At 62.0% G+C, this 20,928-nt stretch carries 16 protein-coding genes; 2 read left to right on the forward strand and 14 right to left on the reverse strand.

Annotated elements, in window-relative coordinates; genetic code table 11:
* Positions 1-72: 72 nt before the first annotated feature.
* The 4 genes from ROZ37_RS11110 to ROZ37_RS11125 form a co-directional block, all read right to left on the reverse strand.
* Positions 73-1,128, reverse strand: a complete 1,056-nt coding sequence (locus ROZ37_RS11110) for an AAA family ATPase (RefSeq protein WP_312659414.1) — start codon at positions 1,126-1,128, stop codon at positions 73-75.
* Between the two features lie 601 nt (positions 1,129-1,729).
* Positions 1,730-4,348, reverse strand: coding sequence for a S8 family peptidase (locus ROZ37_RS11115; RefSeq protein ID WP_312659415.1), 2,619 nt, complete (start codon positions 4,346-4,348; stop codon positions 1,730-1,732).
* 114 nt (positions 4,349-4,462) lie between these two features.
* Positions 4,463-5,476 (reverse strand): AAA family ATPase, encoded by a 1,014-nt coding sequence (locus tag ROZ37_RS11120; protein WP_312659416.1) that lies wholly within the window; start codon positions 5,474-5,476, stop codon positions 4,463-4,465.
* Positions 5,477-5,597: 121 nt separating this feature from the next.
* A complete protein-coding gene (locus tag ROZ37_RS11125) occupies positions 5,598-5,912 on the reverse strand; it encodes a DNA-binding transcriptional regulator (RefSeq protein WP_312659417.1) in 315 nt (104 codons plus the stop codon).
* Between the two features lie 470 nt (positions 5,913-6,382).
* Between ROZ37_RS11125 and ROZ37_RS11130 the strand changes: the two genes are divergently transcribed.
* The gene (locus ROZ37_RS11130; RefSeq protein WP_312659418.1) at positions 6,383-6,976 is read left to right on the forward strand and encodes a recombinase family protein; all 594 of its coding nucleotides are present in this window, start codon (positions 6,383-6,385) and stop codon (positions 6,974-6,976) included.
* 179 nt (positions 6,977-7,155) lie between these two features.
* Here the strand turns inward: ROZ37_RS11130 and ROZ37_RS11135 are convergent, their stop codons facing one another.
* The 10 genes from ROZ37_RS11135 to ftsY all read right to left on the reverse strand — a co-directional run bounded on the left by ROZ37_RS11135 (position 7,156) and on the right by ftsY (position 19,421).
* Entirely contained in the window at positions 7,156-8,340 is a 1,185-nt protein-coding gene (locus ROZ37_RS11135; RefSeq protein ID WP_312659420.1) for a GIY-YIG nuclease family protein, read from the reverse strand.
* Complete coding sequence (locus ROZ37_RS11140; protein WP_312659421.1) at positions 8,333-10,387, reverse strand: DEAD/DEAH box helicase; 2,055 nt, start codon at positions 10,385-10,387, stop codon at positions 8,333-8,335. Before ROZ37_RS11140 ends, ROZ37_RS11135 begins: the two co-directional genes overlap by 8 nt.
* Positions 10,384-13,149: a DNA methyltransferase gene (locus tag ROZ37_RS11145; RefSeq protein ID WP_312659422.1), complete on the reverse strand. Its 2,766-nt coding sequence runs from the start codon at positions 13,147-13,149 to the stop codon at positions 10,384-10,386. Before ROZ37_RS11145 ends, ROZ37_RS11140 begins: the two co-directional genes overlap by 4 nt.
* 58 nt (positions 13,150-13,207) lie before the next feature.
* The gene (gene mads1, locus ROZ37_RS11150) at positions 13,208-13,408 is read right to left on the reverse strand and encodes a methylation-associated defense system helix-turn-helix domain-containing protein MAD1 (protein ID WP_010378957.1); all 201 of its coding nucleotides are present in this window, start codon (positions 13,406-13,408) and stop codon (positions 13,208-13,210) included.
* 505 nt (positions 13,409-13,913) lie between these two features.
* A complete protein-coding gene (locus ROZ37_RS11155) occupies positions 13,914-14,036 on the reverse strand; it encodes a hypothetical protein (protein WP_312659423.1) in 123 nt (40 codons plus the stop codon).
* Positions 14,037-14,173: 137 nt separating this feature from the next.
* The gene (locus tag ROZ37_RS11160) at positions 14,174-15,181 is read right to left on the reverse strand and encodes a nucleoid-associated protein (protein ID WP_312659424.1); all 1,008 of its coding nucleotides are present in this window, start codon (positions 15,179-15,181) and stop codon (positions 14,174-14,176) included.
* Between the two features lie 73 nt (positions 15,182-15,254).
* A complete protein-coding gene (locus ROZ37_RS11165) occupies positions 15,255-16,385 on the reverse strand; it encodes a radical SAM/SPASM domain-containing protein (RefSeq protein WP_312659425.1) in 1,131 nt (376 codons plus the stop codon).
* A 281-nt stretch (positions 16,386-16,666) separates the two neighbouring features.
* Positions 16,667-17,569, reverse strand: a complete 903-nt coding sequence (gene ftsX, locus ROZ37_RS11170; protein WP_312659426.1) for a permease-like cell division protein FtsX — start codon at positions 17,567-17,569, stop codon at positions 16,667-16,669.
* Positions 17,566-18,228, reverse strand: a complete 663-nt coding sequence (locus ROZ37_RS11175) for an ATP-binding cassette domain-containing protein (protein ID WP_312659427.1) — start codon at positions 18,226-18,228, stop codon at positions 17,566-17,568. Before ROZ37_RS11175 ends, ftsX begins: the two co-directional genes overlap by 4 nt.
* Positions 18,225-19,421 (reverse strand): signal recognition particle-docking protein FtsY, encoded by a 1,197-nt coding sequence (ftsY, locus tag ROZ37_RS11180; protein WP_312659428.1) that lies wholly within the window; start codon positions 19,419-19,421, stop codon positions 18,225-18,227. The genes ROZ37_RS11175 and ftsY overlap by 4 nt, the downstream gene beginning before the upstream one ends.
* Before the next feature lie 133 nt (positions 19,422-19,554).
* Here ftsY and ROZ37_RS11185 point away from each other — a divergent pair, with 133 nt between their 5' ends.
* The gene (locus ROZ37_RS11185) at positions 19,555-20,928 is read left to right on the forward strand and encodes a pitrilysin family protein (protein WP_312659429.1); all 1,374 of its coding nucleotides are present in this window, start codon (positions 19,555-19,557) and stop codon (positions 20,926-20,928) included.

The following is a 20,928-nucleotide window of genomic DNA, read 5'->3' on the forward strand; positions in this document are numbered from 1 at the left end:
GTCGGTGAACTCTGCGTCGATGAAAACCCTCACGCCATTTCCATTCCGTCACAACCACTAATAGAAAGAGCGTCAGCGAAGTGAGATAAATCCGATTCCACGTCTCGATGCGTGTTCGCTGAGCTCAACGTCTTCGACGGCAAGTTCGCGGCGACCTTGACGTGCCGCCCGACCACAGGCCCGCTCGAGCTGCACGCGAATCGCGCGAGGAGTCGAGTCGCAGAGAAGCTGGGCCACTGAATCAGGCAGCGTCGTGGACATGGCCTGCGCCCACGGACGTGCCTTCCGGAAAGAGGCATAAATACGGTGCGCAATTCTGACGACCTGTTCGCGTGTGGGCGACGGGACGCTCAGCTCAACGAAGCGGGATCGAATCGGTTGAGGAACCCTCGTCGTATCATTGGTAGTTGCGATCCAAAGAACATGGCTCGCATCGAGCGTGACTTGGGGCGCAGAGAGATCCCGAAACCGCGCGGCGGATCTCGGCTCGAGGAGTTGGTATAGGGCGGAGTCGGGTCGATGCCGGCCGTCCTCCGACACTTTATCGAGTTCATCGAGCACGACGATCGGATTCGCGGTCGCACCTCCCGCAAGTACGTCGAAAAGCTGACCCGGCTGGCTATTTGACCAAAACGTATCAGAGCCCGAAAGCGCGGCACCGGACTGCGCCGAAGCCATATCGAGGACCAGTGCGCGCGTTCCCAACCACTCCCCCAGCGTAAGTGCGATATCGGTCTTCCCAATACCGGGGGGACCATCAAGCAACACGGGCGGCAAGACTACACGCCCGTCTCCGAGTACCGACGAGAGCGTGAATTGGTCACGCAGGAGTTCGACAAAGTCGCTGAAGTTCGGGTAAGAATATGCGAGCTGGTCCACGAATACGGACCAATTCGGAGGGACGACGGCCAAAGGCTTCCTACCACCCGACGCCTTGAGCTGTCGGACGACGGTCATGATTCGGCTGCGCGTCTCTTGATCCTTTCCGTCTGCCGATTGTGCAAGCGCGCGCACGTCCTCGTTTTCGTAGACGACAACGGTGGGTTTGGCGCGCCCGAACTCGGGCACGGATTCAGACGGCAGCTCGCTCTCGAGCGCAACAGTATGGGATAAATTCGGGGTGCACATAAGATCTCCGTGATAGCGAAAAATTCGGTATCAAGGAGATCCCAGGGCTTGACTGAACACCGCTAAGGTAAGGGTGCCCCAGTTGATCTACTGACGATGAAACATCGACACAGCCGCTGCCGACGGGCGAATTTGAGCAGGAGTGCTTCTTTGCGTCAAGTACGTTTATTGCCCCCTGCTAGGAGTGCGGCTTTGACGCCTCAGCAGTCGTGCAGAATCCGCGCACCAAGGAAGCATTGCACAAACTCGAAGAGCAGCTTCGGGCATGAGGCATGACCGACTCCATCCGCCTGCGGGCCCTGCGTATGTGCAGCCGCTCAGACAAGGCACCCCGCTTCTCGGGGCTAGCCATCGATACGGGGCTGCTTTTGGCCGACGCCCCACGATATACCGTGATGGTGACCTCTCGCGGTTGCAGAAGTCGAACAGGGCCAATGGTGGCGACTGGCTGGCAAAGCGGTGCCAACGGAGTACGAGATTGACGGATACCGCGTGGTCGAGCACCGCATCACCGGGACACGCCGAGCTGCTACCCCCCAATGGGGAGCACCACGCCCAGTTGTTGGCGACCAGCCTTGCGTTTCCGGGCGAGGAATGACCGCTACCCTGGCAGTCCTGCCCGAACAACCCATCGCTCGGTCGCTTCAATTTCCACCTCAACTTCGTCTGCCTCGATCTCGGCTTCGGTTTCGGCTTGGAGTTCGGCGATCGCCGCGCGAAGTGGTCCGTAGATCGTGATTTCGCCACCTAAAACTTCGAATGTCACGGCGAGCACATAGCGTGCAGTCGAGTCCGGATCATAGCTCCAACCTTGATGGCCTACGACAGCGATGCAGAAGTGGTCCGGTAGGCTGTTCGAACGGACGACGGCCCAGTCCTTCTGTACCGTTCCGCTATTGCGCTTGAACTCCCGGATCAGGCCATCCTGCGGCTTGTCGTGTAGCGCCCAGGGTAATGTCGAGCCGGGCAGCGGCGCCTCCCCGTTTGTCGCGTCTTTCATAGCGCGCACCCGGAAATCATGCAGCCCTTCGCCCAGCTTACTTGCCTTCCAATCAACCCACGTGGAGAGATAGCGGCGCAGGTTCCGCCTCGTACGTCGCGGCTGCGCAACGTAGGACATTGTCACATCGATGCGAATGTCGAATTCGTCGGCCTGCTGGCGCAGCTCAGCCGGAATCGGCACTTGGTAAATCTGGCATTCGCCAGCGCGAATTTCGGCGTCACCGCTGGTGATGAGCGTCGTTCGATGATCCGTGTTTGCGGTGGCCCGTGCTTCATCCGGTACGCCAAAACCCAGTGTTCTAAAGGCACTTGACGCCGCCGCGATCAATGCCTGCTTTTCTGCTGGTGTCATGCTCGGTGCCGGATTCCGAAGGCGCGACAGAATGTCCTCGGCCCAAGCGGGCCATTGCGCCGATTGCACGATAAGGGCGCGATAGAGGAGCGCGGGCTCCGCCGGCAAGATGCGCTGCACTTGAGCCGCAATGCGCGCAACCTTCGGTGCCGCATAGGACGTGCCAGCGGTGTCGCGATCTGTCGCGGGGCCGGTGCTACTCAGTGTCGATCGGACGAGGTTCGGGCAAGCAGCGGGTATACGGCCGCCAGCCTGAATGTCTGGGGGGACATTGTTGGTTCGAACTGCATCCCCGCCATACTCCACAACTTCGGGCTTGATGACATTCCAGATGCCGGGCCCTGACCGTGAAAACGCCGAAGGAGCTGACGGGTGTGTGGCAAAGGTTCGCCATGCGCCAAGCTCGGCGAAACCGTAGGCGATCGAACCGACCGTCAGTGCTTGCAAGCTCTGGCCCGGATTGGCAATCCGGGCCGAGTTCTCGTTGAGATAGGCTGGATAGTCTCTGCCTGCGTTCAGGTGGTCAGCGAGTCCCAAAAGTGGAGACGTGCCTTGAAGCGGAAGATTGCCGGCGCTTTGCACAACGAGAATATCTCGCTCGTTGCACAACTGGTCGATTTCCGCCGCCCAAGAAGACATGTAGCGAGTTCGGCAGTATCCGCGCGCATTAATCGAGTGATTGAAGATGCGAGTCTGACGTGGGCCGTCATTGAAGCGTTCAACTGCTTTGCGCAGTGCTTCTGGCGGAAACAAATCGACGGGCATCGTATTCTGTGCGTCGAGAACGCGCGCGTTTTGGACCCAAAACAGCAGTTGAGGCGTGCCTTCCGTCGGCACATCCTCTCCGTACAGCACCGCGCCCGCCACGCGCGTCCCGTGCCCGCCCGGCACGACCTCATCGGCAACTGCTGTCGCGGCCTCGCCTGGTAGAAAACAGTGCGACGTGGCCTGGTCAATGCCGGGCTGAAGCAGGACATGGGCTTCCTGAATGCCGCTGTCGATAACGCAGACGGCGGGCGCATCGATCTCAGGCGCCATGGGTGCAACTGCCGTCGCAACTTGAGCGGCCTCTCCACCTGGGTTCTGTGGCAGGGCAATGTCTTCCGGCTCAACGACCTCGAAGATGAAAGGATAGTTGAGGACAAAGTCCTTGAGCCCCTTCCCCGAAATCTTCAGTCTTACCGTAAAGCTGTCCGGAAGAACACCTGCTTCAAAGTCGCTAGTGTCCGTGAGATGTAGGATTTCCGCTTGATAGAACTCGGCGAACTTCTGAATTGAAGTTTCGCGCTCCATCTTGATGTCGTCCCACTCGTTGTAGGCACTGGCACGTTTTTCCGACCATTCGAACTCTTTGGCCGCCCACTGCGCATCGGTCACTCGTCTGCCCCGAATGGGGCGGGGCGGAATCTCCTGAGTGCCGGTACATGCAATGCCGAAATCGACAATGTAGGGTTGGTCTTCGTCGATATTCCCCCATAAGTTCATGAGGTGTTCGGAGAGGATTCGTCCCAGCCTGTCGGTTTGATTGGGATCGTCGAACAGTGTGTGGACCTGAGCGATCGTCGCCGATCCTCGCAGAGACACGGCGAAACCTTGGGCCAGGGCGCGGAACGAGGCGAGCTGAATGTCTTCAGAGGCCACGATCACATAGCCATCTTCCTGCTCCGCAACAATCTCGAATTCGAACTTATCCCTGAGAGCATCTAGGTCAAGGCCAGGGTCGACCTGCATCAAGATAGGCAGGCCCGCTGGGACGTCAGGCAAGGCCTGCTCGGTCGTGCGACGTTGCGCCATGCGAGCCTGCCAATTCACGCTCAGCGCCTTAGCCGCCGTATCGAGCGTGACGCTGTGCGCCTGGCGCTGCACGCCTTTATTGGCTAGCGTTTGCGGTGAGGGGTCGCCTCCCCCGCGCAGTCGTGCCCTACCTTGATAGCGGAGGAGTAGCGGAAGATGTTCAAAGTTATGCCCTCCCGCCATGTGCTACGCCTTTTGCCCAGTATCGTGCCGTTGCAACTCTTCCACTGCCTTTAGGAGTTTGTCTTGCGACAAGGATGAATGGCCGCCCAGCACGGTGGCTTTCGCGGCGTCCTGCGCTGCCTTCACGACCATCGCTGCCGATGAACCTTGAAGCTCAGCGACCAAGTGCTTCCAATCGATGGAATTGTCCATCCGCATGCTTGATAGCGCGAGCTTCAATAGCTTCTCAATCTCGGTTGGGCCTGGCAATGGGACGGAGAAAACATCATCGAAGCGCCTGAAAAGGGCGGGGTCCAACGCGGACTCCAAGTTCGTCGTTGCCACTAGCAAGCCAGGAGCCTCGTAATCCTCCATCAGCTGTAGCAGCGAGTTAACGATGCGCGCAACCTCGCCGATGTCCTTGGAGGCCGTGCGCGATCGTGCAATGAAGTCGCATTCGTCGAGCAGCAGTACGCATGGCTTTTCACGGGCACTGCTGAAGATCGATCGCAAGTTCTGAGCCGACTCGCCAAAGAACGAAGAGATCAGAACGTCAAAGCGCACCTTCATAAGCGGCAAACCCGTGTTCCAGGCGAGCCGCTTGGCCCCTAGGGATTTGCCGCAACCAGGCGGACCGTAGAGCAATACGGTTTTGCGAGGCTTGAGTCCAAAGATGCGAAGCCGATCACGAGCAGCGTACTCCGCTTCAATGCGTGCGAACCGCTGTTCGACTGCTTCAGGCAGCACCATGTGATGCTCCAGGCGCTCGTGCGGTATGAGCGTGGCAAGGGTCTCGCCATGCCGCCGGCTAAGTGGAAGCTCTTTGAGCGTGCGCTCAATGTCGGGCGCCGACAGCGGAGCGACAGGCCGTTTAGGCTTTGGCTTGGGCTGCTTCAGGATCGCTTCAAGCTGATCGGCAAGCCGAACATGTCCGGTCTTGCGCTCCGCTTCAACTATTTTCCCTGCTAGCCGGTCCAAGTCCGGTTGTGAACCATTGGCAATCGCTCTTACCACTCTCTTCAGAATATCGGCGTTCATGCAATATCACCTTTTCTTGCGAGCCGTCGGACAAACGCTAGCGAGTCGGCAGGCTGGACTCCGTTACCACTGGTTGGTTTGCTCGTTTGCGCCTCAATCGGGCGTTGCCGGGGTAACGCCGTCACACAATGACCCCCAAGCCGCGCTTCTGAACCAGATGTAGCAATTTAAGAGCTGTGCCCGTTGGCTTCTTCTGGCCGATCTCCCACTTCTGAACGGTAGAGAGGCTTGTGTTCAACAGGCGCGCAAACACAGCCTGGCTGACATGTTCGCCTTCACGGATGCGCTTTATCTCGGCAGGCTCCAACGGCTCAACTGGCGGCAGACCACGCGGGTCGAATTCGCGCAGCGTAACCTGATTAAGCAGGCCCGCCTTGCCTAGACCCGTGGCCATGTCGCGCACGGTTTCGATGCTAGACAATCTTGTCTTGCGCATTTAGATCCACCTTTTTGGCGCACTGCCAGATTCGGTAGTTTATAGCACCTAGTGCTACGGGGCCACACGGAGTCCGATGTCCGTCGCGTCGATCCTCGTCAGCCGCGTGCCCATTCGCCCCGTCAAGGCGGACAAGCGTGGTTCCTACGTTTACGACAAGGGTGGCACGCAGCTAGCCCAGCATCCTGCTAGCGATACTGCTGCTCGTCGAGGCGTTACCTTCTACCGTTACACGAAACCAGCAACGCCTTCCACCTTGTAACGGACGCGTTCGACAGGTTTCGGCTTGTTGAGCAGCATCGCATTATCGTGCTGCGCTCGGTGGCTTTGGACAACGACGAAAAGGACTCTGCTAGCGTCCGAAACTGACCCTTTTTGAACACCTCAGGTTGCGATGTCCAAAAACTAGATTGTGCTACTTTTGGACATGCGTATAATTTGGACATCTTTTTCGTACACTCTTAAAAACCATGACGCGCGTCTTTGCATACTGCCGAGTCTCGACTGCCAGCCAAACGACGGACAACCAGGCGCTGGAAATTAGCTCCGCAGGTTTCGTGATCGAGGCGCAGCGCATCATCACGGAATGCATCAGCGGCTCAACGCAAGCTCTACGTCGCCCCGGTTTCAAACGGTTGCTCGATCGATTAGAGCGCGGTGATGTGTTGGTCGTAACAAAACTCGACAGGCTCGGGCGCAACGCGATGGATGTCAGAGCATCGGTGGAGTGGCTGGCAAACGCCGGCGTGCGAGTCCACTGCCTGGCATTGGGCGGGGTCGACCTGACGAGCTCGGCCGGGCGCATGACAATGCAAGTGATCGCAGCGGTCGCCGAGTTCGAACGCGATCTGCTGGTGGAGCGCACCCACCAAGGCCTGGCCAGAGCACGCAAGCAAGGGAAGGCGCTTGGCCGACCTGCAGCTTTGTCGGAAACCGAGCGTTTCGAGGCGATTGAGAAACTAAAAGCCGGTGTTTCGGTTGCTGAGATTGCACGCACTCTGAAGACAAGCAGGCAGACCATCATGCGGCTCCGCGCCACCCAAGGCGCACAAGGCCCCACATAGCTTCAGGCCGATCGGGTACATTCCGCCAGCCGAAGCCGAGGCAAACTATTACCGCAACCTGAGCGAGCAGGCGGTCATCACCTGACTCAAACAAAACGGCCTCCGCGAAACCCGGGGCGATTCATTCCCTGGCGTTCATCCTGGCCGGCAGCCAGGGCTATTCATGCATCTGAGCTGTCCTATGCCTTCACCAATTTCGCTGCGCTGGGATCGTAGATGTGGCCGGTGATGCTGCCATCCTTGAGGCGCGCGACGGCCTCGTCGATCACAAACAGCGGAACGAGAAACCATTCCTCTGGCTGCACGGGATGACCGAAGCGGTCGTTGATGGTGATGTTCAACCGCGCGGGTGCGAACAGCTTGTGGAACAGGCTCTCCATCCTGGTGCGATTGATCCCCGCGAGCTTGTAGGTCGCAACGACCTCGACTTTTGCCAGCAGGTAGGTTGCCTCGTTCTCGGCGTTGGCGATGCGCGTCTCCACCCTGCCCCCGGTCACGCCGACCTTGTGGATGATCTCGCGGTGCTGCGCGACATAGGGATGATCGGAGAGGGAGCGCAGGACGTAGATTGTGCCGCTTTCGACATCATCCGCCTCAAGTTCGCCGCCGAAGGAGAGTTGTCCGCTCTCGGGCGAGGCCAGCCGCCGCGCGGCGGGGTCGTTGTAAAACGCACGCTGGAGCGAGCGCAGCAGCAAATTGCTCTCGGTGCCGTTGGAGAAGACGAGGCGCAGGCGGCGGTCCACCTCACCGGCGGTGGTTTTCAGCGGCTCGCCGACCTCTGCGACGAAGAGCGTAAGGCCATCAAGAACGAAAAAGTCCCCAGCTTCAATCGCGCGGCGGCCCGCTTCGATGGGTTGGGACTGGCGCATACCGGTTTTGACCTCCGCTTGCACGCGCTCGAACAAGGGTCGAAAGGTCTCGAAGTCCTCGCAGGGCTTGCGATCCGCGATCTCCTCGGCAGCGCGCTTTTCGGCGCTCGTGCGGACATGGCGCAGGACCGTGATGTCGTCCGCGCCGGCAACATCCGCCAGCTCTGCAGCCAACTCGTCGATGTCGATGGTTTCGTCCTCCGAAGGGGCAACGGTCGGCGCCCCGGCGAGTAAGCCCTGATGGTCTAGCGGCTCAAGCAAGGCGCGGCAATCTGGGAGCGCGCGTAGCCGGTCGAGTCGAACCGCATATAGGCGCTCGAATATGTTGCGGTCTTCGCCATGTTGCGGCGCACGTCCGTGCTGCTCGGTGAAACGTTGGATTTCCTCGAAGCCAGCGATGACACGCTCCTCGCCGGCTGGGCGTCCATTTTTCTTCTCAGGCGGTGCGAACTCGGCCAGCTCTGCCGCCAGGTCGTCAAGTTCGGAGTTACTCATAGCGCCCCTCCGCCTTGAAACGCATAAATGCGGCCGCGCCTTCGGCAAGGTGCTTTTCCCAGGCATCCTGCGAGGTAACCGATGGAGCCCGCCCGCGCTCGCGCTTGAACTCAACCGCACGCTTGGCGATCACTTTGGCATCTTCGGGCGTTATTGAGGTGCGTTTGGCCGAGATGGCCGCCGCGACCTGCTTCAAGCTGTCCTCGCTCATGGTCTTGGCGAGGATGGCGTAGGCTTCTCCGAAGGGATTGATGCGGTCGATGAGGTCGATGTCCAGCTCGCGCACGTCCATCGCGAAGCGGCGCACGCCGTCGATCAGGGCGGTGTTGGGCGACCCGTCGCTCTCGCCTTCGGTAACAAGCCGCTTGGCCTGTTGCGTGAGGTTAAGGGCGGCGATGGCGTGCTGGCGCACGGCCTCCTGATCTTCGGCGTCAAGCTCGGGATACTTGTCCTTAATGATTTTGCCCATGCGAACCTGGGTCAGCTCCTCGGGCACCAGCTCCTCATCGAACAGGCCGCGCTCGATGGTGGGCTTGTCCTGCACGAAGGCCGCGATAACTTCGTTCAAGTCTTCCTGGCAGATGCGCACTGCCTCTTTGCTCTTGGGCTCGGCGAGGCCCTTGATCTCGATCTGGTAGGCCCCTGTCTGCTCATTGACTCCGATATTGCAGCGGTCTGGGTCATAGCCACCCTCGCCATAGTTAAAGCCTGGCGTCGGGCCGTTGTCGGGATTCTTGGGCTTGAACTCGAAGCGCGGAGCTAGAACCTGCTCCATCAGCAGACTCGCCGCGATGGCCTTCAACGTATCGTTGATCGCCTCGGTCACCGCTTCCTCGGTCGCGTCCGGCTCGGCGATCAGATTGGTGAACTTCGCGCGGGTCTTGCCCGGCGCGTCGCGGGTGGCACGGCCGATGATCTGCACGATCTCGGTCAGGCTAGCGCGGTAACCCACGGTCAGCGCATGTTCGCACCAAATCCAATCGAAGCCTTCCTTCGCCATTCCCAGCGCGATGATGATGTCCACATGGTCCCGGTTGTTCTTCTGCGCCGGGTCTTTGAGCGCGGCGGACACGCGGTCGCGCTTGGCGGCATCGTCATCGACGAGATCGGCGATCCGCAGCACGCGGCCATCGGAGCGCTTGACACGCTGGAAGCCGGTTGCAGGGTCGATGCCTTGCCATTCACCCAGCGCCTCGATGATGTGTTCCACCTCCCGCATCTTGTCCTTCGTGCTTTCACGCGAATTGACGTTGGGGATGTGGATGATGGTCTTCTCGTCGGGATCGAGGACGTTGAGGATGTCATCGACGTAAGGCCCACTGTAGAAGAAGTAACCGATGTCGAGTTGCTTAAGGTACTCGTAGCCGTTGAGCTGTTCGTAGTAGGTGTAGGTGACGGTATCAAACTTCGACTCGTCCTGCGGGGCGAGGACGGCCTCCGCGTCGCCCCGAAAGTAGGAGCCCGTCATAGCGACGATGTGCGTCTTGCCCCGCGCGATAAATTGGCCCAGGTGCGTGCCGAGCTTGTTGTCGGGGTTGGCCGAAACATGGTGGAACTCATCGACAGCGATCAGGCAGTCGTCAAACGCTTCTACGCCATAAGCATCGACAGCGAAGCGGAAGGTCGCGTGGGTGCAGACCAGCACTTTGTCGTCGCCTTCGAGGAACGCGCCTAGCGACTTGACCTTGCCGCCGTTATCGTTGCCCGGCGCGTTGCACAGGTTCCACTTGGGTTCGACGTGCCAGTCGGACCAGAAGCCGTACTTCGACAGCGGCTCGTTGTTGAAGCTGGCCCCGATGGACTTCTCGGGCACGACGATGATGGCCTGCTTGATGCCCTGATTCTTGAGCTTATCGAGTGCCACGAACATCAGCGCCCGGCTCTTGCCCGATGCGGGTGGCGACTTGATAAGCAGGTATTGTTCGCCTCGCTTCTCGTACGCCCGCTCCTGCATGGGCCGCATCCCAAGCGCATTGGCTTTAGTCGATGCGCCGTTGCGGGCGTAGGTGACGGAAACCGACGGTACGGACTTGATTTTTTCGCTCATGCGTTGGCTCCCGCCTTGCGCTTCTTGCCCTTAGCAGGTGCAGCCGAAGCGATCATCTTGGTGTAGAGGTCGAACAGCTTCTCAAGCCGCTCGGTATCGTTCTTGAAGCGACGACCGACGTAGATCCGCTCCAGCACTTCGTCGTTGCGATCATGCGCCGCCCGCAGGTCGGCGGGCATGTTCTTAGGGTCGTACAGGTCCGCGATGGTCGCGGGGAAGTGATGCTCCCGCGCCAGCAGGATGTCCTCCGCGCAGCGCGTGAGATCAGCCTTGTTCTTCTCGGTCAGTGTCGGCGCCGGGAACGTGTTCCAACCGAGGGTGTTGGAGTACGAGAAGTCTGAACGCAACCTGCCGCAGATTGCCGCAATCCAAGCGAGGTGAAGTCGAGAGGCGAGGATAGATAAGCACCACAATGGGCTGTTACCCATATAGAAGGCTTTGTTGGTCGGAATGACAGCCCCGTCTGCCAATCCGACCGGGAAGTACTCGCGGTTTTCGGACGAGACGATGGGCACGAAAATCTTCGTTGCTTCGTCGCCTTTGCGTTCTCTGAACTGATGCGGTCGAGTAGCGAGCTTGTTGACGGCCTTGTCTTCTGTTGCCAAGCGATCCCTGCGAACGGCATCAATGCGGGATGCGACGCTCGGATAGCGGCGAGCCAATGCCACATCATCGTCTCCGAGCCACAAACAATAGCGGGGTTCACCGTTTATGAACTCGGTTGACCCAAGGAAGCTCTTGACAAGATTCGCAGGGAACCCCTCTTGAAGCAGCGCCTCCTTTTCCGGCGGTTCAAGAATCAGTCCAGCGGACTTTGAGTAATAGACGCCATAGTCCATGACTGGCTCAACGAAGAGGGGGCGGCGCGAAGCCTCAACGATCTTGATGCGATGCTCAGTCAGGTATGGATTGATGTGAGTAACCGTGCGACGGCTGTCGCCGGTCAGGATGGTTCTGGCACCCGACTCGTCAAAGTCCAAGCCGACAATAATGACGGTGACACCAGCTCGGTTCTTTGCGAGGTTCGACCAGACAAACGATGTGTGCGCAAAACGAATGTGACATCCCATTTCGCCGAGAATCGACCAAGTGATAGGCACCTGTTGACCTTGGCAGAGGCTGTTTGTAGCCACGAAGGCGAAGCGGGCATTGCAGTGCTGGTTGTAGAGCGCGGCCTTGAGTAGCCAGGCACCAACGTAGTCCACGTTCTTCCATTTGGAAGTGATGTTGGCGAAGACTGCTTCGAGGTCAGCCTTCTGCTCATCCGTCTGCTTTCTGGTTCCTGAAAACGGCGGATTGCCGCAGATGTACGTCTCGCCCCCTTCGTTCTCAAAGTCGATTTCCGCTTGGTCTAGAGGCGTCTCAAAAAAGTCATCGGCCTGTACCTTCACGCCCGTCCCCGCCGGTGGGCAAATGCCCAACCAGTCCAACCGTAGTGCGTTGCCACAGGTGATCCAGTTCTCGTTGCGCAGGGGCAGAAACTCGGCCAGCGCCAGCTTCTGGCCCCGGTACAGCACATCGCACTGATACTCGGCGATGACCAGCGCAAGGCGGGCGATCTCCGCCGGGAAGTCACGTAGCTCGATCCCGCGAAAATTGGTGACCGGGATTTCTGATGCTCGATCCGGCTCGCCGCGCCGCTGGTTGACTTCGGCCTCGATGGCGCGCATTTCCTTGTAGGCGATGACCAGGAAGTTGCCCGACCCGCAGGCCGGGTCGAAGACCCTGATCTTAGCGATGCGCTTGCGTAGGTTGAGCAACATGCGCGCGTTATTCCCTGCTTCCTCCAGCTTCTCCCGCAGGTCGTCGAGAAAAAGCGGATTCAGCACCTTCAGGATGTTGGGGAAACTGGTGTAGTGCATCCCCAGTTCGCCGCGCTCCTCGTCCTCGGCAACGGCCTGGATCATCGAACCGAAGATGTCAGGGTTGATCTTGGTCCAGTCCAACCCGCCGACGTGCAACAGGTAGGACCGGGCGATCTTGCTGAATCGCGGCACCTCGTCGCCGCCGGAGAACAACTGCCCATTGACGTAGGGGAAGTCTTCAGCCCATCGGGGAATCTTGGCGACAGTCCGGTCCTCGCGCTTGGTGTTCATGGCGCGGAACAACGTGGCGAGGACTTCGTGCGTGTTCGAAGAGTCCCTGGCGCTCATCTGCGCGAGGGTATCGGTGAAGCGTCCCTTGCCGACGAAGATGTCGGTGTCCTCGGCGAAGAAACAGAAGATCAGCCGCGCCATGAGCTTGTTCATGTCGTGGCGACGCTCTGCCGTGCCCCATTCAGGGTTGTCTTTCAGCAGTTCGATGTACAGACGGTTCAGGCGGCTGGTGGCCCGGATGTCGAAGGCGTTTTCGCTGATCTGGCGGACGGTGCTGATGTCCGCCAGCGGCAGGAAGAAGCCGAAGTGGTCCGGGAAGTCCTTGAAGGCACAGGCAACGGTCCCGCCGCTGGTCAGGTCTTCGGCCTCGAAGTTCGCGCCGTCCGTGGCGAGGATGAACTTGGCCTTGGCCTTGGCCGTCGCCGGACTGGCCTTGAGGGCGGCCAGCGTCTGCGTCACCCGCCCCACATCGCAGGTCAAGATGTGGACGTTGCTGGTCTGGAGAACACCCCCAAGGTCCGACTTGTTCGACGCCCCCGCGCGAAGGCGTTTGATGGTCGTTGCCTTGTTGCCGAAGGCCTCAAGGAAGGCATAGGGGAACTCTGCGGGGTCGAAGGGCTGCTCCGCAAGGTCTGTGATGGCTTGTTCGATTTCTACGGCGTTCATGGGCGCGCGGCCCCCACTTGGGACGAGGCCGCCTGGCTGCTATCGTTTTTCGGGGTGCTCATGTCTTATCCTGCGTCTTCTCGGCAATCTGCGCAGCAATCCAGCGATCCAACTCGCTGCGACGAAACCGCCAGGTGCCGCCCAGCTTGAATCCCGGTATCTCCCCCTGCTGGGCCAGCCGGTAAACGGTCTTCTTCCCTGCCTTGAGGTAGACCGCCACTTCATCCAGCGTGAGAATTTCGCTATCCGGTTGGTTCATGTCAGGCGGCTCGCTTGGTGTCGCGCGGCGAAGTATTCCAAAGTTTGGCCATGTTTACCATCTGATCCGCCCGAAGGAGCCCCGAATCTCATGGGCGCGAAGCTTTCGGTTCGGCCGTCGCCCCGCTTTACATCTTTCATCAACCGCTGTCGTTCGACCTCCGCACCTGAATAGTCGAACCCAGCCTGAACCACCCAGAGAAGCTTGACCGACGAACGACTCCTGATGGCCGGCAGGGGTAAATCACCAACGGCCGCCTCGGAGCGTCATTGTCTGCATAACGAAGGGGTCGGCGAACGACTGCTTCGGAGAACACTGGGAGACAGCAGTGGGGTCGAGTCCGGCCAATGGGTTGTTGATGTCTCGAGCAGGCCTTCCTTATATTCAATCGAAATAAAGAAGTGAGGTCCACACTGCTATTGACGTCGCCCAGCGAACAGCGCAAATTACGCGACAGGAAGTGCATCACCTAGGTGATGCACTAACATGACAAATCACCACCCTGTCAGCAAAAAAGATCCATAAAACTCAGCGGCTTGCGTTTTTTTGGTGTCGATCGGTCGATTCCGCCCATCACCACCACGTTTTCGAGAAGCCGTTGGGCCGCAAGGTTCAACGGCTTTTTCATGTCCGGACCGACTCACGCCTGTCGCCGTCCGATCAACCCGACGGAACGCCGAGGAACGTTCCGTTCCCACCGGCAGCTCCTGCGGCTCGCCGAGTCGGTCCGACCCCTCGCGGTCGCCCCGTCGAACGCTCCCCCCCTCACTCTTCCTGCAGCATCTTCTTCAAATACTCGGGCAATCCGGAAAGCACCAGCGTGTCCGACGCGCGGTCGTAGTGCACCGCCCCCGAGCGCAGACCGCTGCGGTCGAATTCGAGCTTCCACTGCTCGCCGGCGGCGCGAAAGCGCACGAGCGGGCGGATCGCGCGGCGGTCCGGGACGAAGCCGCCGGTGAGTTGCGACTCGTCGGCGTTGAGAGCGGCGTCGAGGCGCTCGGGCTGTTCGGGCCAGACCTGGCGGGCGACTTCGTCGAGTGCGAGGGGCGCGCGGCTCTCGCCGAGACCGTCGAGGTAGTCGTGCGCGCGTTCGAGCATCGCGTCGCGCACCGGGGTTTCGAGGCGCTGGGTCTCGGCGAAGTCGTTGAGTGCGCGCACGAGCTTCTTCGTTTCCTTCAGTGCAATGACCAGATCGCTGCAACCGAGGAAGCGCTTGAACCACGGCGCGACGTCGCCGCGCCCCTTCAAGAAGCTGATGTAGCGCTCGTCGCCGCGCTGCCAGCCGCCGAGGTCGATGCGACCGGCAGCGCGCAGATGGGCGAAGTCGAGGTAGGCGCAGTCGACGACGTCGAGCGCGCCCGTGATCGCGCTGCCGAGCGCCTCGTCGACGACGGCGACCCACAGGCAATCGTGCGAGTCTTCGAGAATGCGGGCGATGACGACATGGCCGCCGGCCTCCGCCCCTTCCTCGTCGGCGCAGGCCTGCAGGAGCCGCATCATCCGTTGCGACAGCTCGACAAAATCGAGACTGCGATCGACGACGTGCTCGCGCACGAGGCGCGGCATCGGGAAGGCCTCCTCGTCGTCCTCGAAGCGGCCGTAGCCCTTGCTGCTGCGCGTCGCGTATTGGGTGCAGAGGCGCTCGACGAGGCGTACCGCGGCGTCGTCGAGCGGACAGCCACCGGCGCGCAGTTCGACACCGGCGGCGCTTTCGGCCTCCTTGACGAGCTTGTGGACGACGAGGTGCGAGATGGTGTGCTGGACTTGGCTCATGTGGGGCTTTCGCGGCGAACGGGGGCGCGATTCTCGCACGGCCGTGCACTCGCTGGTCCTCGACGGTCCGTCGTTACGGCATCACTTCGACGTATTCGTAGATCTCGCAGTCCGAAATCTCGCGCCGCACCGGGATCGACGCGTTCGCGTACCACGCATGCGGGTCGCGGCGGTCGATCTCGGCGCCCATGAACTTCACGAGCTCGCAGATCGGCTCAACGACCCGCTCGCGGTACGGCGCGTCATCGAGCACGTAGCCGACGTAGAGGTTCTTCATGCAGTTGCGGCGGCAGAACGGCAGCGCCTCGCAGCCCTCGCACGGCATTTGCGGCGCCGGCTGTAGCGGACTCGGCTTGAGCCAGTTCGCTTTGAGGTCGCCCGACTGCAGTTCGGGCAGGTGGGTCAGGTCGGGGCATGGGAATATGCGCCCGTCCGGCAGGATGTTGAGGATGTGCGTCGACGAGCGGCACTGTGTCTGCCCCGCACAGGTTTCACGCGCGCGCGACGGCAGCACCTTGTTGCGCACAGTGCCCATCAGCGGAATGAACGGGTAGAGGCCGTCGGTCGCGAAGAACTTGTCGATCAGCTTTTCGAGTGCCTCCTTCTTGCGGCGCATGTGCTCGGGGCGATAGAAGCCGTGCGCCTGTGCGAACTGCCAATAGACGTAGTCGAAGGTCGGCACGAGGCTGTCGAGCTCATCGAAACTGATGTCCTCGTGGCCCCAGGTCACACGCGCAGTGAGCTTGCCGCCGAGCTTAGAGCGGATTCTCTCGAGGTTCGACGTGACCTTGCGATAGACGCCGCGACCGCGGTAGTGGTCGGTCGTATGCTCGGCGCCGTCGACAGAGACGAGGATGTTCGACAGCTTCGCGAGCACCGCGTCGGGCAGCCGGTGCAAAAGGGTGCCGTTCGTCTGCAACTGGTAGCGCCAGGTCGGATGGCGCGTCATCAGGTCGACGATGAACGGAATGTTCAAGGTCGGCTCGCCGCCGTAGAACGTGACGTAGATCTCCTTGTCCGCGAGATGCGTCGCCACGAAGGTGTCGAGCGTGTCGAGCGAGTATTCGGCCTTCCCTTGCGAGCCGACGACATCACCGACCGCGATCGAGCAGTACGAACACTTCAGGTTGCAGGTGAGCGTCGTGAAGATGTTGAGTTCGACGCGGTGGCCGACAATCGGCGAGCGGAGTTCGGGAGCGTTCATGGCGGGCGGGGAATGTCATAACTGCAAGATATGGCGGCGGATTATAGCCGCCGCCGCAGCCCGCGAGCGGCAGGACCGGCAATAGGCGGTCTTCCGCCCCAGCGCCGCCTGCTTCCGCGTATCAAGGCGGGGTGCGAAAGGAGCGAGGCATCTCCGCCGTCGCTGGCCGTCACTCGCCTCGGCGGCCGCCGCGCTCACGCGGGCGGGGAGCCCTCACTCCGCTGCCTTCCCCCGCGGCGGCCCGACTGACTCGACCGCGGTTAAGGCCCGGAAAGATGCCACTAGCTCAACCGTTCGGCGAGATGTCGACGCACCGAGATCGCGCTGCCGAGCCAGCCGAGAAAGGCAGCGAAGCCGAGGATGGCCGCGCTTTCACGCAGGCCCGGGCCGGCCAGCGAGAACACCGTACCGTAGGTCTCGGCAAGGCTTGCGACCGGTCCCGCGAGCGCCTGCACCGTCGCCCACACCGTTGCGAGTGCAACGACACCGCCGAGCAGACCCTGCAGCGTGCCGAACCAGTAGAACGGGCGGCGGATGAAGCGATCGGTCGCGCCGAGCAACCGGCTCACGTCGATCTCGTGGCGCTGCGTGAGGATCTGCAGCCGGATCGTGTTGAAGGTGACGATGACGAGCGCGAACCCGAGTAGGCCGGCGAGCAGCAGCACCGCCGACTGCCCGAGCCCGAGCAGCGCGTGCAGGCGCTTGACCCACGCCGAGTCGAGCTGCACGTGCGCGACGCCCGGCCACGCAGCAAAGCGCGCATGCAGCGCTTCGTACAGCGCGGGGTCGTCGCCGAGCGGCATTGCGATGAACGCATCGGGCAATGGATTCGAGGTCAGAGCGCCGAGCACGTCTCCGATTCCGCTCTCTTCGAGCTGCCGCAAGGCTTCATCCTTCGGCACGTGGCGAAAGCCGGCGAGGTCGGTTTCGGCGCGCAGCCGCTGCTCGACCGCGGCGATCTCGGCCGCGGTCGCCTCCTGCGTCATGAACACGCTGATTTCCGGCGTGCCCGAGACGCCGCGCGCCAGCGACGCGACATTGTCGAGCAGCAGGTAACCGGCTGCCGGCAACGACAGCGCGATGCCGACGACGAGCGCCGAAAGCAGCGTGCCGAGCGGCTGCGAGGCGAGGCGCTTCAACGCAAGCGAGAACGCACGCAGATGCAGGTAGAACCAGTTCGTCATGCCGGCGCTCCGACGAGCTGGCCCTTGCCGAGGATGAGGCGGCGCGGCTTGTGCTCCGCGAACAGCCCCTCGTCATGCGTCGAGACGAGCACGGTCACACCCGCGGCGTTGAAGGATTTGAAGAGGTTCGCGATTTCGCTCGCGTACGCGGCGTCGAGGTGCGCGGTGGGCTCGTCGGCGATCAGCAGCGATGGGCGGTTGACGATTGCGCGCGCGATCGCAACCCGCTGCTGCTCGCCGCCGGACAGCCCCGCCGGCATCTCGCGGTCGCGTCCTGCGAGCCCGACGCGTTCCAGCGCCGCTGCGACGCGCTTCACCGCATCGCGCGGCGGATGGCCGGTGATAACGAGCGGCAGCATCACGTTGTCGAACACGCTGCGGTCGTAAAGCAACCGGCTCTCCTGCAGCACGAGGCCGAGGTTGCGTCGCAGGTACGGGACCGCGCGCGGGCGCAGGCGCGCGACGTCCTGGCCGTTGATCCGCACCGAGCCGCTGGTCGGGCGCTCGATCGCGGCAATGAGTTTGAGCAGCGTGCTCTTGCCGGCGCCCGAGTGGCCGGACAGCACTGCGAGCTCGCCGTGGCGGATCTCGAAGCTCACGCCAGCCAGCGCCGTGTAACCACCGGGGTAACGCTTGACGACCTCTTCGAAAACGATCATGCCGCGCCGCGGGCTCCGTTCGCGCCATTGACGTCGAAAAGCGCGTCGACGAATTCGCGCGCCTTGAACGGCTGCAGGTCGTCGATTCCCTCGCCGACACCGATGAAGCGCAGCGGACGCGGATACTGGCGCGCAATCGCCGCGACGACGCCGCCCTTGGCGGTGCCGTCGAGCTTCGTGACGACGAGGCCGGTAACGCCGATCGCCGCGTCGAACGCCTTCACCTGCGCGAGCGCGTTCTGACCGATGTTCGCGTCGAGCACGAGCAGCACTTCGTGCGGTCCCGTCGGCACGGCTTTCCCGATCACGCGCCTGACCTTCGCGATCTCGTCCATCAGGTGAAGCTGGGTCGGCAGACGGCCTGCGGTATCGGCGAGGACGACGTCGATGCGCCGCGCCTTCGCTGCGTTGATCGCATCGAAGATCACCGCGGCCGAGTCGCCGCTTTCCTGCGCGACGACGGTCACGTTGTTGCGCTCGCCCCAGGTCATCAGCTGCTCGCGCGCCGCCGCGCGGAAAGTGTCGCCTGCCGCGAGCAGCACGCTCTTGCCATGCGACTGGAAGTACTTCGCGAGCTTGCCGATCGACGTCGTCTTGCCCGATCCGTTCACGCCCGCGATCATGATGATGTAGGGACTGTGGCCGGATACGTCGAGCGGCTCTTCGAGCGGCGCGAGCACCGCGAGAAGCTCTTCGGCGAGCGCCTTCTGCAGCTGGTCTGCGGTTTCGAGCCGGTCGCGCTTCCAGCGCTTGCGCAGTTCGGTCAGCAGGTGCTGCGTCGCCTCGACACCGCAGTCGGCCATCAGCAGCGTCGATTCGAGCTCCTCGAGGAGGTCCTCGTCGATCTTGCGGCGACCGAAGAGGTTCGCGAGCCCGCCGCCGATCTGCTGCCGCGTGCGGCTCAGGCCGGCCTTGAGCCGGTCACCCCACGACCGCTTCGCGGGCGCCTCGGCGGGTTGCGGCTCGACTGCCGGCAGGGAGGGCTCGACGGTCGGCGCAGCCGGGACCGCCTCGAGCGCAAGGTCGGGGGGCTCGGCGGCTTCGACGGGAGCGGCGCGCTCGACCTCCGGCAGCGCCTCGGGCTCGGGCTCGCGAGCCTGCTCGATCGCGGAGGCGGCCGCGTCGGCGGCAGGCTCGACCTTCGCTTCGGCCGCGTCGGGCTTCGGCGGCTTCTTTCTCAGAAAACCAAACATGAGTATTCGGGTCTTTGATGACGTTCGAACTTCGGCCGGCGCCGAAATCCCAATAACGCTAAGATGCTGCTGCTCGATCGGCCGGACTTCCCCTGCCGCAAGCCGCGAATTCTACCAGATGCAGGACATCCCCATGTTTCGTCTGACCTTTCCCCGCACCACCGTGCTGGCCGCGACGCTGCTCGCCGCGGCCGGGCCGCTTCACGCGAACCCGTTCGAGACGACGCTCGAGAACGGCATGAAGATCATCGTGAAAGAAGACCGTCGCGCACCGTCGGTCGTTCATATGGTCTGGTATGGCGTCGGCTCGATGGACGAACCCTCCGGCGTCTCGGGGATCGCGCACCTGCTCGAACACATGATGTTCAAGGGCACCGAGAAGGTCGGACCGGGCGAGTTCAACAAGCGCGTCGCCGCGGTCGGCGGACGTGACAACGCCTTCACGTCGCACGATTACACCGCGTACTTCCAGCAGGTCCCGCCCGACCGCTTGGGCGAGATGATGATGCTCGAAGCCGACCGGATGGCGAACCTGAAGATCACCGATGCGCTGTTCGCACCGGAACTCGAGGTCGTCAAGGAAGAACGGCGGCTGCGCACCGAAGACGAGCCGCGCTCGCTCGTGCATGAACAACTGATGGCCACGTCCTTCCAGGCCAATCCATACGGCCGCCCGATCATCGGCTGGATGACCGATCTCGACTCGATGACCGCGGCGGACGCGCGGGCGTGGCACAAGACCTGGTACGCGCCGAATAACGCCCGCCTCGTCGTCGTCGGCGACGTCGCCCACGAAGCGGTTTTCGATCTCGCGCGCAAACATTACGGCGCGCTCGCGGCCCATACCCTGCCCGCGCGGCGGATCTCGGTCGAACCCGAGCAGCGCGGCCCGCGCGAGAGCGTCGTGAAAGCCCCCGCCGATCTGCCGTATGTCGCAGTCGCGTGGCGGACGCCGACACTGCGCAATCCCGACGACGACCGCGACGTGTTCGCGCTGCAGGTGCTGGCCGCGGTGCTCGACGGCTACGACGGCGCGAGGCTGCCGCGACGCCTCGTGCGCGAGACCCGCGTCGCCGTGGCGGTCGGCGCCGGGTACGACGGCACCGGCCGCGGCCCGTCGCTCTTCACCCTCGACGCGTCGCCGGCCCCGGGCAAGACGGTCGCCGACGTCGAGGCGGCCTTGCTCGCCGAAATCGCCCGCATCCAGACCGACGGCATCGACGAGGACGAATTGCAGCGCGTGAAAACGCAGACGATCGCCGGACAGGTTTATAAGCGCGATTCGCTGATGGGCCAGGCGATGGAGATCGGCTTCCTCGAATCCACCGGGCTTTCGTGGCGTGACGAGCCGAAACTGCTCGAAGGCGTCCGCCGCGTGACCGCGGCGGAAGTGCAGGCCGTTGCACGCAAGTATTTCGTGGACACCACGCGCACCCGCGCCCTGCTCGATCCGCTGCCGCTCGCCGATCAACCGCCCCGCCCTGCGAAACCGGGGATGAGGCACTGA

It is taken from the genome of Aromatoleum sp. (assembly GCF_032027225.1).
Taxonomy (GTDB): domain Bacteria; phylum Pseudomonadota; class Gammaproteobacteria; order Burkholderiales; family Rhodocyclaceae; genus Aromatoleum.